General features: G+C 65.8%; 12 protein-coding genes. 8 read left to right on the forward strand and 4 right to left on the reverse strand.

The window, feature by feature from the left end; translation table 11 throughout:
* Positions 1-25 precede the first annotated feature (25 nt).
* The 4 genes from tig to clpX all read left to right on the forward strand — a co-directional run bounded on the left by tig (position 26) and on the right by clpX (position 4,351).
* Positions 26-1,435, forward strand: a complete 1,410-nt coding sequence (gene tig / locus AC5Y4N_RS14635) for a trigger factor (protein WP_499908750.1) — start codon at positions 26-28, stop codon at positions 1,433-1,435.
* Between the two features lie 41 nt (positions 1,436-1,476).
* Positions 1,477-2,139, forward strand: a complete 663-nt coding sequence (locus AC5Y4N_RS14640) for an ATP-dependent Clp protease proteolytic subunit (protein ID WP_499908748.1) — start codon at positions 1,477-1,479, stop codon at positions 2,137-2,139.
* An 8-nt stretch (positions 2,140-2,147) separates the two neighbouring features.
* Positions 2,148-2,798 (forward strand): ATP-dependent CLP protease proteolytic subunit ClpP2, encoded by a 651-nt coding sequence (gene clpP2 / locus AC5Y4N_RS14645; RefSeq protein WP_499909308.1) that lies wholly within the window; start codon positions 2,148-2,150, stop codon positions 2,796-2,798.
* A gap of 272 nt (positions 2,799-3,070) precedes the next feature.
* Positions 3,071-4,351 carry an ATP-dependent Clp protease ATP-binding subunit ClpX gene (gene clpX, locus AC5Y4N_RS14650; RefSeq protein ID WP_499908746.1) on the forward strand — a complete coding sequence of 427 codons (1,281 nt, stop codon included), beginning with the start codon at positions 3,071-3,073 and terminating at the stop codon, positions 4,349-4,351.
* A 194-nt stretch (positions 4,352-4,545) separates the two neighbouring features.
* On the opposite strand, the gene AC5Y4N_RS14655 is transcribed toward clpX, so the two are convergent.
* The 3 genes from AC5Y4N_RS14655 to AC5Y4N_RS14665 are packed head-to-tail and all read right to left on the reverse strand — an operon-like array spanning position 4,546 to position 7,487.
* A complete protein-coding gene (locus AC5Y4N_RS14655; RefSeq protein ID WP_499908744.1) occupies positions 4,546-5,007 on the reverse strand; it encodes a pyridoxamine 5'-phosphate oxidase family protein in 462 nt (153 codons plus the stop codon).
* Positions 5,004-5,831, reverse strand: a complete 828-nt coding sequence (gene fdhD, locus AC5Y4N_RS14660) for a formate dehydrogenase accessory sulfurtransferase FdhD (protein ID WP_499908742.1) — start codon at positions 5,829-5,831, stop codon at positions 5,004-5,006. Before fdhD ends, AC5Y4N_RS14655 begins: the two co-directional genes overlap by 4 nt.
* Before the next feature lie 21 nt (positions 5,832-5,852).
* A complete protein-coding gene (locus AC5Y4N_RS14665) occupies positions 5,853-7,487 on the reverse strand; it encodes a fatty acyl-AMP ligase (protein ID WP_499908740.1) in 1,635 nt (544 codons plus the stop codon).
* A gap of 249 nt (positions 7,488-7,736) precedes the next feature.
* Here AC5Y4N_RS14665 and AC5Y4N_RS14670 point away from each other — a divergent pair, with 249 nt between their 5' ends.
* On the forward strand, positions 7,737-8,870 hold the full coding sequence (locus AC5Y4N_RS14670; protein WP_499908738.1) for a YeiH family protein: 1,134 nt from the start codon (positions 7,737-7,739) through the stop codon (positions 8,868-8,870).
* A gap of 4 nt (positions 8,871-8,874) precedes the next feature.
* On the opposite strand, the gene AC5Y4N_RS14675 is transcribed toward AC5Y4N_RS14670, so the two are convergent.
* Entirely contained in the window at positions 8,875-11,181 is a 2,307-nt protein-coding gene (locus tag AC5Y4N_RS14675) for a YVTN family beta-propeller repeat protein (RefSeq protein WP_499908736.1), read from the reverse strand.
* A 284-nt stretch (positions 11,182-11,465) separates the two neighbouring features.
* Here AC5Y4N_RS14675 and AC5Y4N_RS14680 point away from each other — a divergent pair, with 284 nt between their 5' ends.
* From AC5Y4N_RS14680 to mobA, 3 genes are read left to right on the forward strand one after another with little or no spacing between them, the layout of a single operon-like run.
* On the forward strand, positions 11,466-13,406 hold the full coding sequence (locus tag AC5Y4N_RS14680) for a 2-oxoacid:acceptor oxidoreductase subunit alpha (protein WP_499908734.1): 1,941 nt from the start codon (positions 11,466-11,468) through the stop codon (positions 13,404-13,406).
* Positions 13,399-14,496, forward strand: a complete 1,098-nt coding sequence (locus AC5Y4N_RS14685) for a 2-oxoacid:ferredoxin oxidoreductase subunit beta (protein WP_499908732.1) — start codon at positions 13,399-13,401, stop codon at positions 14,494-14,496. The genes AC5Y4N_RS14680 and AC5Y4N_RS14685 overlap by 8 nt, the downstream gene beginning before the upstream one ends.
* Positions 14,489-15,067 (forward strand): molybdenum cofactor guanylyltransferase, encoded by a 579-nt coding sequence (mobA, locus tag AC5Y4N_RS14690; RefSeq protein WP_499908730.1) that lies wholly within the window; start codon positions 14,489-14,491, stop codon positions 15,065-15,067. The genes AC5Y4N_RS14685 and mobA overlap by 8 nt, the downstream gene beginning before the upstream one ends.
* Positions 15,068-15,468: the final 401 nt, after the last annotated feature.

Consider the following 15,468-nt stretch of genomic DNA (forward strand, 5'->3'; position numbering starts at 1 on the left):
TACCCAATCAAGGAGCCATGAGCACGTGAAGAGCACCGTCGAGCAGCTGAGCCCCACCCGGGTCAAGATCAACGTGGAGGTGCCGTTCACCGAGCTGCAGCCCGACTTCGACCGTGCCTACAAGCAGCTCGCGCAGCAAGTTCGGCTACCCGGCTTCCGGCCCGGTAAGGCGCCCGCGAAGTTGCTGGAGGCACGCATCGGCCGGGGCGCGATCCTCGAGCAGGTGGTCAACGACGTGCTGCCCAGTCGCTACAGCGAGGCCGTCACGTCCTCGGACGTGCAGCCGATCGGCCAGCCCGAAATCGAGATCACGAAGATCGAGGACGGCGACGAACTGGTGTTCACCGCAGAGGTGGACGTGCGGCCCAAGATCGAGTTGCCCGATTTGAGCACGCTGACCATCACCGTCGACCCGTTCGAAGTGACCGACGAGGACGTCGACGCCGAGTTGCAGTCGCTGCGGACCCGCTTCGGCACGCTCACCGGTGTCGACCGCCCGGCGCAGAACGGCGACTTCGTCTCCATCGACCTGACCGCCACCGTCGACGGCGAGGAGGTTCCGGAAGCCGCCACCGAGGGCCTGTCGCATGAGGTCGGCTCCGGGCAGCTGATCGAGGGGCTGGACGAGGCGATCGTCGGATTGACGGCCGGTGAGTCGCGCGTGTTCACCACCACGCTGGCCGCGGGCGAGCACGCGGGCAAGGAAGCGCAGGTGACCGTGACCGTGAAGTCGGTCAAGGAGCGCGAGCTGCCCGAGCCCAACGACGAATTCGCGCAACTGGCAAGCGAATTCGACACGATCGACGAGCTGAAGGCCAGCCTGCGCGAGCAGGTGGCGCGGGTGAAGCGTATTCAGCAGGCGGAGAAGATCCGCGACGCCGCGATCGAGACGCTGCTGGGGCAGGTGGAGGTGCCGCTGCCGGAGAACATCGTCCAAGCTCAGGTCGACGAGGCAGTGCACAATGCGCTGCACGGCCTGGACCACGACGAGGACCGGCTGGCCGAGGCGCTGGCCGAGCAGGGCAGCAGCCGCGAGCAGTTCGAAGCGGAAGCACGCCAGAACGCCGAAAAGGGGATCAAGACCCAACTGCTCATTGACGCGATCGCCGATCAGCTCGGCATCGAGGTCGGCCAGGAGGACCTCACCGAGCGGCTGGTGCTGCAGGCCCGTCAGTACGGCGTCGAGCCGCAGCAGTTGCTTCAGTTCCTCCAGCAGAACAACCAGCTGCCGGCGATGTACGCCGACGTGCGGCGGGGCAAGGCGCTCGCCGCGATAGTGCACAGCGCGACCGTCAAAGACAGCGACGGCAACGTCATCGACACCGACGAGTTCTTCGGTCCGCGCCAGCAGGCAGAATCGGAGGCGGACGAGGCCGGCGCCGGTGAAGCAGAAGACGACGAAGACGACGCGGCCGACGACGACCAGTCACGCTGAGAGCGAACCGGCGCCTTGCCGGGAGTGCGGGGCGCGGCGAGTTGGTTAGTGTCGAGGAAACAAGCAGAGCAGCGAGAAAGCAGGTACCAGCTGTGACGGACATGCGTTCGAGCGCGCCGGGGCTCAACCTGGTGGACTCGGTCTACGAGCGATTGCTGACCGAGCGCATCATCTTCCTCGGCTCGCAGGTCGACGACGACATCGCCAACCGGTTGTGCGCGCAGATTCTGCTGCTCGCCGCCGAGGACCCGACCAAGGACATCCACCTCTACATCAACTCACCAGGTGGCTCGATCAGTGCCGGCATGGCGATCTACGACACCATGGTGCTGGCCCCCTGCGACGTCGCCACCTACGCGATGGGCATGGCCGCCTCGATGGGACAGTTCCTGCTCGCCGCGGGCACCAAGGGCAAGCGTTACGCGCTGCCGCACGCCCGGATCCTGATGCATCAGCCCCTCGGCGGTGTCACCGGCAGCGCCGCGGACATCGCAATCCAGGCCGAGCAGTTCGCGGTGATCAAAAAGGAGATGTTCCGCCTCAACGCGGAGTTCACCGGCCAGCCGATCGAGCGCATCTACGCCGACTCCGACCGCGACCGCTGGTTCACCGCCCAAGAGGCGCTGGAGTACGGCTTCGTCGACCACATCATCACCCGCGCCGAAGTCAACGGGTCAGGACCGGGAGCAGGACTAGACAAATGACATCGCACATGCAGCCGGCCCACGGCGGAGCCGTGAATCAGCCGCAAGCTCGCTACATCCTCCCGTCGTTCATCGAGCACTCGAGCTTCGGCATCAAGGAATCCAACCCGTACAACAAGCTGTTCGAGGAACGCATCATCTTCCTCGGCGTGCAGGTTGACGACGCGTCGGCCAACGACATCATGGCCCAGCTGTTGGTGCTGGAATCGCTGGATCCCGACCGCGACATCACCATGTACATCAATTCGCCAGGCGGCTCCTTCACGTCACTGATGGCGATCTACGACACGATGCAGTACGTGCGCGCCGACATCCAGACGGTGTGCCTGGGCCAGGCCGCGTCGGCGGCCGCAGTGCTGTTGGCCGCCGGCACGCCCGGCAAGCGGATGGCTCTGCCCAATGCGCGGGTGCTGATCCACCAGCCGGCGCTGGCCGGGGTGATCCAGGGTCAGTTCTCCGACTTGGAGATCCAAGCTGCGGAGATCGAGCGGATGCGCAAGCTGATGGAGCACACGCTGGCGCGTCACACCGGCAAAGATCCAGAAGTGATCCGCAAGGACACCGACCGCGACAAGATCCTGACTGCCGAAGATGCGAAGGACTACGGGATCATCGACACGGTGCTGGAATACCGCAAACTGTCGGCGCAGACGGCCTGACTTTCTGCGTCGTGACGTCGCGCGCGGGTTGCGGCCACGACACGCCCAGGACACGGTCTGCGGTACAACGCGCCGTCCGCCCGGACAGAGGATATGTTTCAGTGCAGCGCCGGCCCCCGCCCGCGTAACAAATACCACTGACGCGATTCGCTCGATGGGTCGCACCCCGGCCGATCAAGCGGGTAGCGTCGGAGCAGACGTCCGATACGACGTCGAAACGACACGGAACATAGAGAACTGACGACGGCGACAGGAAGTAGGACCCGACCACCATGGCGCGCATTGGAGACGGCGGTGACCTGCTGAAGTGCTCGTTCTGTGGCAAGAGCCAAAAACAGGTCAAGAAGCTGATCGCTGGCCCTGGCGTGTACATCTGCGACGAGTGCATCGACCTGTGTAACGAGATCATCGAAGAGGAACTGGCCGACGCCGACGACGTCAAGCTCGACGAGCTACCCAAACCGGCCGAAATCCGCGAGTTCCTCGAGGGCTACGTGATCGGCCAAGACAACGCCAAACGGACGCTGGCCGTCGCCGTGTACAACCACTACAAGCGCATCCAGGCCGGGGAGAAGAGTCGCGACTCCCGCTCCGAGCCCGTCGAACTGGCCAAGTCCAACATTCTCATGCTGGGCCCCACCGGTTGTGGCAAGACGTATCTGGCGCAGACGCTGGCCAAAATGCTCAACGTGCCGTTCGCGATCGCCGACGCCACCGCGCTGACCGAGGCCGGCTACGTCGGCGAGGACGTCGAGAACATTCTGCTCAAGCTCATCCAAGCCGCCGACTACGACGTCAAGCGCGCCGAAACCGGGATCATCTACATCGACGAGGTCGACAAGATCGCGCGCAAGAGCGAGAACCCGTCGATCACGCGCGACGTCTCCGGTGAGGGCGTACAGCAGGCGCTGCTCAAGATTCTGGAAGGTACCCAGGCGTCGGTGCCGCCCCAGGGCGGACGCAAGCATCCGCACCAGGAGTTCATCCAGATCGACACGACCAACGTGTTGTTCATCGTGGCCGGCGCATTCGCGGGGCTGGAGAAGATCGTCTCCGATCGGGTGGGCAAACGCGGGCTCGGGTTCGGCGCCGAGGTCAAATCCAAGGCCGAGATCGACACCCAGGATCACTTCGCCGAAGTCATGCCCGAGGACCTGATCAAGTACGGGCTGATTCCCGAGTTCATCGGCCGCCTCCCGGTGGTGGCCTCGGTGACCAACCTGGACAAGGACTCGCTGGTGCAGATCCTGTCCAAGCCGAAGAACGCGTTGGTGAAGCAGTACACCAAGCTCTTCGAGATGGACGGCGTCGAGCTGGAGTTCACCCAGGACGCGCTCGAGGCCATCGCGGATCAGGCCATCCACCGCGGCACCGGTGCTCGCGGGCTGCGCGCGATCATGGAAGAAGTGCTGCTGCCGGTGATGTACGACATCCCCAGCCGCGACGACGTCGCGAAGGTGGTCGTCACCAAGGAAACCGTGCAGGACAACGTGTTGCCGACGATCGTGCCGCGCAAGCCGTCGCGACAAGAACGTCGCGACAAGACCGCCTGACGACGATCAAGCGGCGAGGGACGAGCCGCGTTGAGGAGTCAGGCAATCAAGACCGCCTGACGACGATCAAGCGGCGAGGGACGAGCCGCGTTGAGGAGTCAGGCAATCAAGTACTCGCCTGACCCGTCGCCGAGCGTGAGCCCACTGCGGATTCCGGGCGGAATTTTCGCGGTGACTGCACGCTCGGCGCGTAGCTACCGCGGGTACAGATCCCCGTAGTAGTCCAGCCAGCGCCGGACGATGACTTCTTCGGTGGTCCCGCCGTCGTACACCGGTGAGATCAGCGGCGCCGCTGACGTCACGTCGATCACGACGATCGAGCGGATTCGGTCCAGCGACAGCGCGGAACCGCGCCCGCGCAGTATGCGGATACCCCGCTCGAACATCTCACCGGATGTGTACACCGCGGCTGTTCCCTTGAACCGGAAGCCTTTTCGCAAGATCGGGTCGACGACGTTGACCTCGACGTAGGGATTCGCTTTCAGGTTGGCGACGGTTCCCGGCGACGCCACGTCGGCGAACATCAACCGCTCGTCGTCCCACACCGTGGTGGTGCCTTTGGGTGAGAGGTTGGGCCGCCCATCCGCGGTGACGGTTGCGACGAAGCCCAACCGCTGCTCGAGAACGGTCTGCTGCATCTCCGGCGAAAGCCTCACCGCGGGCTCACCACGCGGTCCGGACGGGTGTAGACATTCATCGAGTCGCCGCGCAGGAACGCGACCAGCGTGACCCCGGACTGGCTGGCCAGATCGACCGCCAGCGACGACGGCGCCGAAACCGCCGCCAGCACCGGCACCCCAGCCATCACCGCCTTCTGCGTGAGCTCGAACGAGGCGCGGCCGCTGACCAGCAACACCGTCCCGCTCAGCGGTATCCGTCGCTGTTCGGTTGCCCAGCCGATCACCTTGTCCACGGCGTTGTGGCGGCCGATGTCTTCGCGCACCGCCAGCATGGTGCCGTCCACCTCGAACAACGCGGCCCCGTGCAGTCCGCCGGTGCTCGCGAAAACCCGCTGGGCTCTTCGCAATTGGCCGGGCATCGCGGTCAGAGCGTCGGTGGTGACGGTGGCGGGGTCGTCGCCCGGGCCGTGACGACTGATCAGTCGCACCGCCTCCAGGGACGCCTTACCGCACACACCGCACGACGAGGTCGTGTAGAAGTTGCGCGTGACGCTGAAAGTGGGGACCGCGACGCCGTCGGCCAGCGTCACGTCGAGCACGTTGTAGGTGTTGGGTCCGTCGTCGGCGCCGCGGCAGTAGCGCACGGTGAGCACGTCGTCGCGGCGCGTGATCACCCCCTCGGTGAGCAAAAACCCTTGCGCCAGTTCAAAATCCGAGCCAGGCGTACGCATTGTCACGCTCACCGGCTCGCCGTTCACCCGGATCTCTAGCGGCTCTTCGATTGCCAGCGTCTCGGGGCGGTCGACGATATCGCCGCCCTTGAGATGCTGTGCGCGCCGGCGCGCAGTCACCCGCCCCATCGTCTCAATCTAACGAACAGCTCAGTTCACCAGCGCGAGCGCGTGCGCACGACGCAGCTTGCCCGACGGCGTCTTCGGGATCATGCCGGGCGCGAGCACGACGACGTTGCGGGGACGCACGCCGATTGCGGCTACCACGGCATGAGCCACCGCATGCTTGATGCGGCGGACCTCCGCGGCGTCCTCCCAGGCGTTGGACTCGACGGCCACCGCGAACGTCTCCCGGGAGCGGCCGGCGTCCAGCCGTACCGCCACCGCGCAGCCCGGGCGGACGCCGTCGACGCGGCAGGCCGCACGCTCCACGTCCGTGGGGTAGACGCTGCGGCCCGCCATGATGATGACGTCCTTGACTCGCCCGCAGACGACGATGTGGCCGTTTTCCGTCAGGTAACCGAGATCGCCGGTGTTGTACCAGCCCTGATCGTCCTGGGCCGACACGAAGCCCGCCGTCGTGATGTAGCCGGTAGTCAGCGGCTCGCCGCGCAATTCGATGACGCCGACCGCTCGTGGCGGCAGCAGATTGGCGTCTTCGTCGACGACCCGGGCCTCCAATCCCTTTAGCAGCGGGCCGAGCGTGGCCAAACGGACGGTGCGGCCGCCGCTGGCGGGAACGGCGCGACGCAGCACGGCGAGCAGATCCGCATCGACCTCGTCGACCACCAGGCCGCCGCCACACTCGGAGAACGACACCGCGACCGTCGACTCGGCCATCCCGTACGCGGGCAGGATCGCCTCCGGACGCAGGCCGAACGGTTTGCCCGCGTCGATCAGGTCTTCGACGTCGGCAGGTTCGACAGGCTCGGAGCCCGACAGCGCCCACCGCAGCGAGGACAGGTCGAAGTCGCCGGGCTTGGCCTGTTTGCGCAGCCGCTTGGCCAGCAGCACGTAGGCGAAGTTCGGCGCAGCCGTCATCGTGCCCTTGTACTTGTCGATGAGCCGTGCCCACAACAAGATGTCGCGCAGGAAGTCCATCGGGGTGACCACGACTAGTTCGGCGCCGAAATACATTGGCACTGCAAGGAATCCAGTCATGCCCATGTCGTGGAACAGCGGCAGCCAGCTGACGATCACGTCGTGGTCGAGGTCGTATTCCGCGGCGACGAACATGGCCTCGGCGTTGGAGTAGATGTTGCGGTGGCTGATCTGAACGGCCTTCGGATGGCCCGTCGAGCCGGACGTCAGTTGCATCAGCGCGATGTCGTCTTCGTCGGTGTCGACGGGGTCGATCGGATCGGCAGCGAGTAGCTCCTCGATGGTCAGCACGGTGACGCCGTGAGCCGTCAGCACCGGTGCCGCGGCCAAAAACGGCTCGGAGATCACTACGACCTTGGCGGCGATCATGTCGATGACCCGGGTGGTGTCCTGTGCCCACAGTGCGAGATCGGTGCGGGGCGTCGGCTGGTGCAGCATCGTCAAGCTGGCACCGCGCATCCATACGCCCGGGGCAGTCGGCGCGATCTCGACCGGAGCGCCGGCGAGTACACCCACGGCGTCGCCACGGCTCACCCCGGCGGCGGCGAGGCCGCCGGCTATTCGGCGGGCGCGTTCGTGCACCTGCCACCAGCTTTGCCGAAGCGGTGCGTGCGGTTCCCCGGTGACCAGCCCGTGCGAGCTGAGGCGAGCATTCCGGTACATCGTCGTGGTGAATCGACTCATCGGAGCGGCCTTCCTTCGCCTGAAACGAGCATCGGCGCTCAGCATGCCCTCCGGCGGGTTGTTTCGCGGGCAAACGCGCCGATGCTGCGCTCAGGCGGATCGAATCTCTAGGCAACCAGCGCTGACCGGGGTCAGCATGTCGGCCATGAGTGAGCATAGGGTGAAGAAACTCGGCGTCGACTGGTGCGCGACGATCGGGGCCGGCGTGATCGTGATCCTGGCGGTCGCCGACGTGCTGCCGAAGATCCCGTGGTGAGCGAGATGAGCGCCGTCCACACCGAACCCGACACCGAGACACCGGAGCCGACCTTCCCGGCTCGCAATGTGCTCGACTACGTGCCCGGGGTGCTGCTGCTGATCGCGATCGGCCTGCTGGGCAAATACGCCCAGGTGGGGTGGAACGCGCTCGCGCGCCACCAGCACTGGACCGTGCCTGACATCGAATACGTGTTGTGGGCCATCGTCTTTGGGCTGTTGATCACCAACACTGTCGGCCTGCACCGCATCTTCCGGCCGGGTGTGGCGACCTACGAGTTCTGGCTCAAGATCGGCATCGTCGCGCTGGGCGCGCGTTTCGTCCTCGGCGACGTCGTCAAACTCGGCGGTCTGAGCTTGATCCAGATCCTGGTCGACATGACGGTCGCCGGCGGCATCATCCTGGCCGCGGCCCGGCTATTCGGACTGTCCGGCAAGCTCGGTTCGCTGCTTGCCGTCGGCACTTCGATCTGCGGGGTGTCGGCGATCATCGCGTCCAAAGGCGCCATCCGGGCCCGCAACACCGAGGCCGGATATGCGATCGCAGCGATCCTGGCCCTGGGCGCCGTCGCACTGTTCACGCTGCCGCCGCTGGGGCATGCGCTCGGACTGACCGACCAGGAATTCGGGCTGTGGGCGGGCTTAGCGGTCGACAACACCGCCGAAACCACCGCCACCGGATACCTGTTCTCCGACGAGGCCGGCAAGATCGCGGTGCTGGTGAAATCCACCCGCAACGCGCTGATCGGGTTTGTGGTCCTAGGATTCGCCCTCTACTGGGCGTCGCGCGGCGAGGCCGACGAACTCGCTCCGGGCGTCAAGGCCAAGGCGCTGTTCGTCTGGAAGAAGTTCCCGAAGTTCGTGCTCGGCTTCCTGGCGGTGTCGGCGATCGCCACCGCGGGCTGGTTGACCAAAGGGCAGACCACCAACCTGGCCAACGTGTCCAAGTGGGCCTTCCTGCTGACGTTCGCCGGTGTCGGGCTCAACACGAACTTGCGGGAACTGGCCCGCACCGGCTGGCGGCCACTGGTGGTGGCGGTGATCGGGCTGGTGGTGGTCGCGTCGGTGTCGCTGGGACTGGTGCTGCTGACGTCGCGGGTGTTCGGCTGGGGCGTGCACCTGGGCTGAGCGCCTAGAGCGACAGCAGTGACACGCCGTCGCGGTGATGCACGAACGCACGCCTGCCGTCAGCGCTCACGTCGACGTCGAATGGTCTGCGGCCCACCGCGATTGTGGTGGCGACCGCGGTTCTGCCCGTATCGATCACCGACAGGGAGTTGTCCCGGCTGTTGACGACGAACGCCCGGGTCCCGTCGGCGTCGACCGCAACACGGCACGGGCGCGCACCGACGGACAACGTTCGGGCGACGGCATCCGTTGCCGAGCCGATGACCGCCAGCGAGTCGTCGAGATAGTTGGCGACGTACGCGCGACGGCCATCGGGGCTGGCCGCCACGTCCCACGGATACTGGCCCACCGCAACGTCTTTGACAGAACTGGTTACAGTGTCGATGACCGCCACCGCATTTGCGTCGGACTTCACGATGTAGGCGCGCGAACCCGCGGGGGTGAACACCGGGTCGGGCAGATGGCCGCCGAGCCGCAGGCGGGCGATCACCTGGTGGTAGCCGGCGCTTGTCGGGTCGGTGTCGACAACACAGGCCGATCCGTCGTCGTGCAGGCTCACATACAGGCGTAACCCGTTGGGCGCCATGGTGATTCGATACGGTTGAGACGGCAGCGGGATGGCCGCGACTCGGCCGGTGGCGATATGCAGAGCCCATACCGCACGGTCGAACTGGTTGATCGCATACACCCATCGCTGGTTCGGAGCGACCTGAAGTGCCGTGGGCGGACAGCCGAGCTCGATGTGGCCGATCACTGAGTCGCGGGTGGGGCTTTGGGCGTCGGTGTCGATCACCGACAGGCGGCCGTCCACTTCGTCGACCGCGTAGGCGCGACTGCCGTCAGTGCTGAGCACCACGCCGGTGGACCAGCACCGGCCGACGTCGAGTGTGGCGACGACCGTGTGGCACCTGTCGCTGTCGCTGACGGTGTCGACGACCGACAGCGTGCCGTCCTGGTGGTTGGTGACGTACGCGCGGCTGCGGTCGCGGCTCAGCACCAGCGCCGACGGGTAGCGGCCCACCGGCACCACCGCGGTGGTGCCGCAGGCCCCCACCACCTCGACGAGGTCGTCGTCACTGCGAACCACGAACGCGCGCCCCGCATTCGGGTCGGTGGTGACGCCGCACCTGCCGCGGTCGAACTCGATCACGCGAACCTTGCCGTCGCGCCGCGACGGCGCCGTTCGCTCGACCCGCGTACTGCCGGGACCGCCGGATTCGGCGACGTCGATCAATGACACGGTGTGGCAACGGATGTCGGTGACGTACGCGTAGTCACCGGACGGGTCGGGCGCGACACCGTAGGGCGCGCCCGCACTCACGACGTTCGTCGCGCCGGTCGCGATGTCGACGATCGTCACCGTGCCGGTGAGCCGGGAAGCGTCGAGCGCGGTCACGTAGGCGAATCGCCCGCAGGCGTCCACCGCCACCCCGATCGGGTGCGCCTCGACGGGAATGGTTTCTGTCACCGCCGGCCTTCTGAGGTCGATCACCGACACCGAACCGCCGCCGGCGTTGGTGACGAAAGCCTGGCTGCCGTCAGGAGTGACGGCGACCTGCGCGGGATGCTTGCCCACCGGAATGGTCCCGACCACGCTCCCCACGTCCGCATCCACGACCAGTAACCGGTCACGGGCGTTGTCGACCACATACAGCTCGCGGCTGTCCGGGCTGACGGCCACGCCGGTCGGTGCGCCGCCCAGGCGAATCGTCGAGCTGGCGGGATCGATGACCGTCAGCGTGCCGTCACCCTGGTTCGTCACGAACACCCGCTCGGAGTCGGGGGACACCGCGACGCCGTAGGGGTTCGAGCCCACCGCGATCGTCGCCGTCACCGCCTGGATCTGCGTGTCGATGACCGACACGGAATCGCTTGCCGCGTTGGCCACGTAAGCATTCCGGCCGTCGGCGCTCAGCGCGATCCCGTAGGGTGCGCGCCCGACGGCGATCGTCAGGGCCGCCATTCCGCTTTCGGCGTCGATCACCGACACGGAGTCGTCACCGGTGTTGACGACGTATACGCGGTTACCGTCCGGACTGACCGCGACTCCGGTGGGGAACGCACCCACCGAAGCGCTGCCCAGCGCCTGCTTCGGCGCCGTCTCGAGCGGCGGCGCCGGGGTGTTCAACGGGATGTCGTAGGCCGCGTCGGACACGTCGACGAGTGCCGGGACGCGGGCGCGGGGTCGCCGCAGCGCCGCTCGGACGGAGCCGAACAGTGTCCCGGGGATACCTGGCGACGCGGCGGAGGCCGTTGCCATCGGAACCAGGCCAGCGATGCTGACCCGCCACAGCGGGAGGTTCCGGTTCATCACCGATGAGCATAGGTTTGGCGGCGCTGCCGGGAAGGCGTTATCGCAGACCCGGCTCGGGTGCTTGCGCAAGTAAGCACATCTCTTAGAAACCGTTCAAACGCGACGTGACGAAAACCACACTTTCTCGTGGCTGCGCGAGTGTCGCACCCCGTGAGCTGCTTTTTTTGTGAGCACAATGGGCGATTACGCGTGCGTCGTAGGTAAAGGGTTCACTAAGAAAGTGCATAATCGGTACTAGCAGTGACATCAACCTTGCGGCTTGGGGCGAAAGGTGGTCTGTCGTGACGCCGACCGGCAACGGCGCCAGCCCTCACGGGCGACAAAAACTCGAGAGGGTCGTCATCCGATTCGCCGGCGATTCCGGCGACGGCATGCAGCTCACCGGTGACCGGTTCACCTCTGAGGCCGCGCTCTTCGGCAACGACCTTGCCACCCAACCGAATTACCCCGCCGAGATCCGTGCACCCCAAGGCACGCTTCCCGGCGTTTCGTCGTTCCAGATCCAGATCGCCGACTACGACATCCTGACCGCCGGTGACCGGCCCGATGTTCTCGTCGCGATGAACCCGGCGGCGCTGAAAGCCAACATCGGCGACCTCCCGCGCGGCGGCCTGGTGATTGCCAACTCCGACGAGTTCACCAAACGCAACCTCGCCAAGGTCGGCTACGAGGCGAATCCGCTGGAGTCCGGGGAACTGTCCGACTACGTTGTGCATGCCGTCCCGATGACCACGCTGACGCTGGGGGCCGTCGAACAGATCGGCGCGTCGAAGAAGGACGGCCAGCGGGCAAAGAACATGTTCGCGTTGGGCCTGTTGTCCTGGATGTACGGCCGCGAGATCGAGCCGCAGGAAACCTTCATCCGCGAGAAGTTCGCCCGCAAGCCCGACGTTGCAGAGGCCAACGTGCTGGCGCTGCGCGCCGGTTGGAACTACGGCGAAACCACCGAGGCCTTCGGCACCACCTTCGAGGTGGCGCCCGCCAAACTCCAGCCAGGGGAGTACCGCCAGATTTCGGGCAATACCGCGTTGGCCTACGGGATCATCGTCGCCGGCCAGCTGGCCGGCACCAAAGTGGTGCTGGGCAGCTATCCGATCACGCCCGCGTCGGACATCCTGCACGAACTTTCCAAGCACAAGAACTTCGACGTCATCACGTTCCAGGCCGAAGACGAGATCGCCGGAATCGGTGCCGCAATCGGCGCATCGTATGGCGGCGCCTTGGGCGTCACCAGCACCTCGGGCCCCGGCATCTCGCTGAAGTCAGAGGCGATCGGGTTGGCGGTGATGACCGAGCTGCCGCTGCTGGTCATCGACGTGCAGCGCGGCGGTCCGTCCACGGGCTTGCCCACGAAGACCGAGCAGGCCGACCTGCTGCAGGCGCTGTTCGGGCGCAACGGCGAGTCGCCGGTTGCAGTGCTGGCCGCGCGCTCCCCATCGGACTGCTTCGACGTCGCGATCGAGGCCGCGCGGATCGCGCTGACCTACCGCACGCCGGTGCTGTTGCTCTCGGACGGCGCGATCGCGAATGGCTCTGAACCGTGGCGTATTCCAGACGTCAGCACTTTCGCACCGATCGAGCGCAACCTGGCGCAGCCGGGCGAGGACTTCCAGCCCTACGCTCGCGACCCCGAGACGTTGGCGCGCCAGTTCGCGATTCCGGGCACTCCCGGGCTCGAGCACCGTATCGGCGGTCTGGAGTCGGCGAACGGGTCGGGCAACATCTCCTACGACCCGGCCAACCACGACCTGATGGTGCGGTTGCGCCAGGCGAAGATCGACGGCATCCCGGTGCCCGACGTCGAAGTGGACGACCCGACCGGCGACGCCGAGTTGCTCCTGATCGGCTGGGGCAGCAGCTATGGGCCCATCGGTGAGGCGTGCAGGCGCGCTCGTCGCAACGGCATCAAGGTTGCCCAAGCCCACCTTCGCCACCTCAACCCGTTCCCAGCCAATCTCGGCGATGTGCTGCGCCGGTACCGCACCGTGGTCTGCCCGGAGATGAACCTCGGGCAGCTGGCGCTGCTGCTACGCGGCAAGTACCTGGTCGACGTGCAGTCGGTCACCAAAGTGCAGGGCATGGCGTTCCTCGCCGACGAAATCGAGGACGTCATCGACTCCGCCCTCGACGGGTCACTGGCTGAAAAAGAAAGAGACAAGACCAGATTCGCGAAGTTTGACGGTAGCGTGTCGGTGAGTAAGCGGGAGCTAGTGCATGACTGATTTGGATGTCGCCGGCCGAGCGGCTCCGGCCGGGATCGGTGTAGACCTGGGGCTGACCGCGATCAGCGGTGTGCCCACCACCGACGTTCCGCAGAAGGCCAAGGACTTCACCAGCGACCAAGAAGTGCGCTGGTGCCCGGGGTGCGGCGACTACGTCATCCTCAACACGATCCGCAACTTCTTGCCGGAGCTGGGGCTGCGCCGCGAGAACATGGTGTTCGTCAGCGGCATCGGCTGCTCCAGCCGCTTCCCGTATTACCTGGAAACCTACGGTCTGCACTCGATTCACGGCCGCGCGCCGACGCTGGCCACCGGGCTGGCTTTGGCCCGTGACGACCTGTCGGTCTGGGTGGTCACCGGTGACGGCGACGCCCTGTCGATCGGCGGAAACCACCTGATCCACGCGCTGCGCCGCAACGTCAACATCACGATCCTGCTGTTCAACAACCGGATCTACGGGCTGACCAAGGGCCAGTATTCGCCCACGTCAGAAGTCGGCAAGATCACCAAGTCCACGCCGATGGGCTCGCTGGATCAGCCGTTCAACCCGGTGTCGGTGGCACTGGGAGCAGAAGCCACGTTCGTGGGCCGCGCGTTGGATTCCGACCGCAAGGGGCTCTCCGCGGTGTTGCGGGCTGCGGCCCAGCATCGAGGCGCTTCGTTCGTCGAGATTCTGCAGGACTGCCCGATCTTCAACGACGGCTCATTCGACCTGTTGCGTAAAGAGGGCGCCGAGGAGCGGCTGATCAACCTCACGGCAGGCCAGCCGATCACCTTCGGCAACAACGGCGAATACTGCGTCGTGCAATCAGGCTTCGGCCTCGAGGTGGCCAAGACCGCCGATGTGGCCGTCGACCAGATCGTCGTGCACGACCCGTCCATCGAAGATCCCAGCTACGCCTTCGCGCTGTCGCGCCTGAGCGACCAGGACCTGGAACACACCGTGATGGGTGTCTTCCGGCAGGTGCAGCGACCCACCTACGACGACGGCGTCCGAACTCAGGTACGCGACGCGAAGGCGGCCACCCCGCACGACACCGCAGCACTGCAATCGCTGCTGCGGGGACGCGACACCTGGACTGTTGACTGATCTCGGTTCGCCGCTGGCCGGTGTGGTGCTGGCCGGTGGCGCTTCCCGCCGGATGGGCCGCGACAAGGCCACACTGCCGTACATGGGCACCACGCTGGTGCAGCATGTGGTGAGTGTGGTCAAGCAGCGCTGCTCGCCGGTGTTCGTGATCGCCGCTCCGGGGCAGCGCATCCCGGACGTGGACGCCGACGTGTTACGCGACGACGTACGCGGCGTGGGCCCGCTCCTCGCCACTGGCCGGGGACTGCGTGCCGCAGCCGAAGCCGGGGTGCCGTGGGCGTTCGTCTGCGCCGTGGACATGCCTTTCTTGGACGCGGCGCTCATCGACGTGCTGATCGAGTCGTCGAAGAATCTTCCCGCGGAGGTGGTGTTGCCGTGGGACGGCCGCGACCACTTTCTCGCGGCTCTGTACCGGACGTCGCTGGTCGAGCGGATCAACGAGTTGGTAGCCGCGGGCGAGCGCAGTATGGCGGCGTTGGTGAATTCCGTTGACGCGCAGCGAATTGTGGTCGCCGACAGCCGGCCGCTGACCAACGTGAATTCCGCTGCGGATTTGCGTCTGCTGCGCTGATACGCACCGATCTATGCGCCCTATCTGGGCCCGCCATTTATTGACATATTCGTCAATGGTCCGGTCTTTGCCGCCCGAGTAATAGTGTTACCAATATCACCTGATGCGACAGCGCCGGTTTGGATCACAGCACGTCAGGCCGCATCTCACGGGGATATCGACCCCCGAATTCGGTGAGCCAGTTCACAAAATGCTGGTGATTCGGATCACCAATCGACGGGCGAACCCGAGGCTGAGAGTTCCTAAGACACGCCGGGCTGACGTGGCAGGACGCTGAGAGCCACTTCCCGTGACCGCGTCGTTATCGGTTCGAGATTGGCGATTTCGCGATGTGACTTTTTGTCGGATCGTTTGTAACTTCCATTTGTCTTCGTAACCGGAGCAAAACAATTTCAAACCAG

Source organism: Mycobacterium sp. NGS19, from assembly GCF_059813155.1.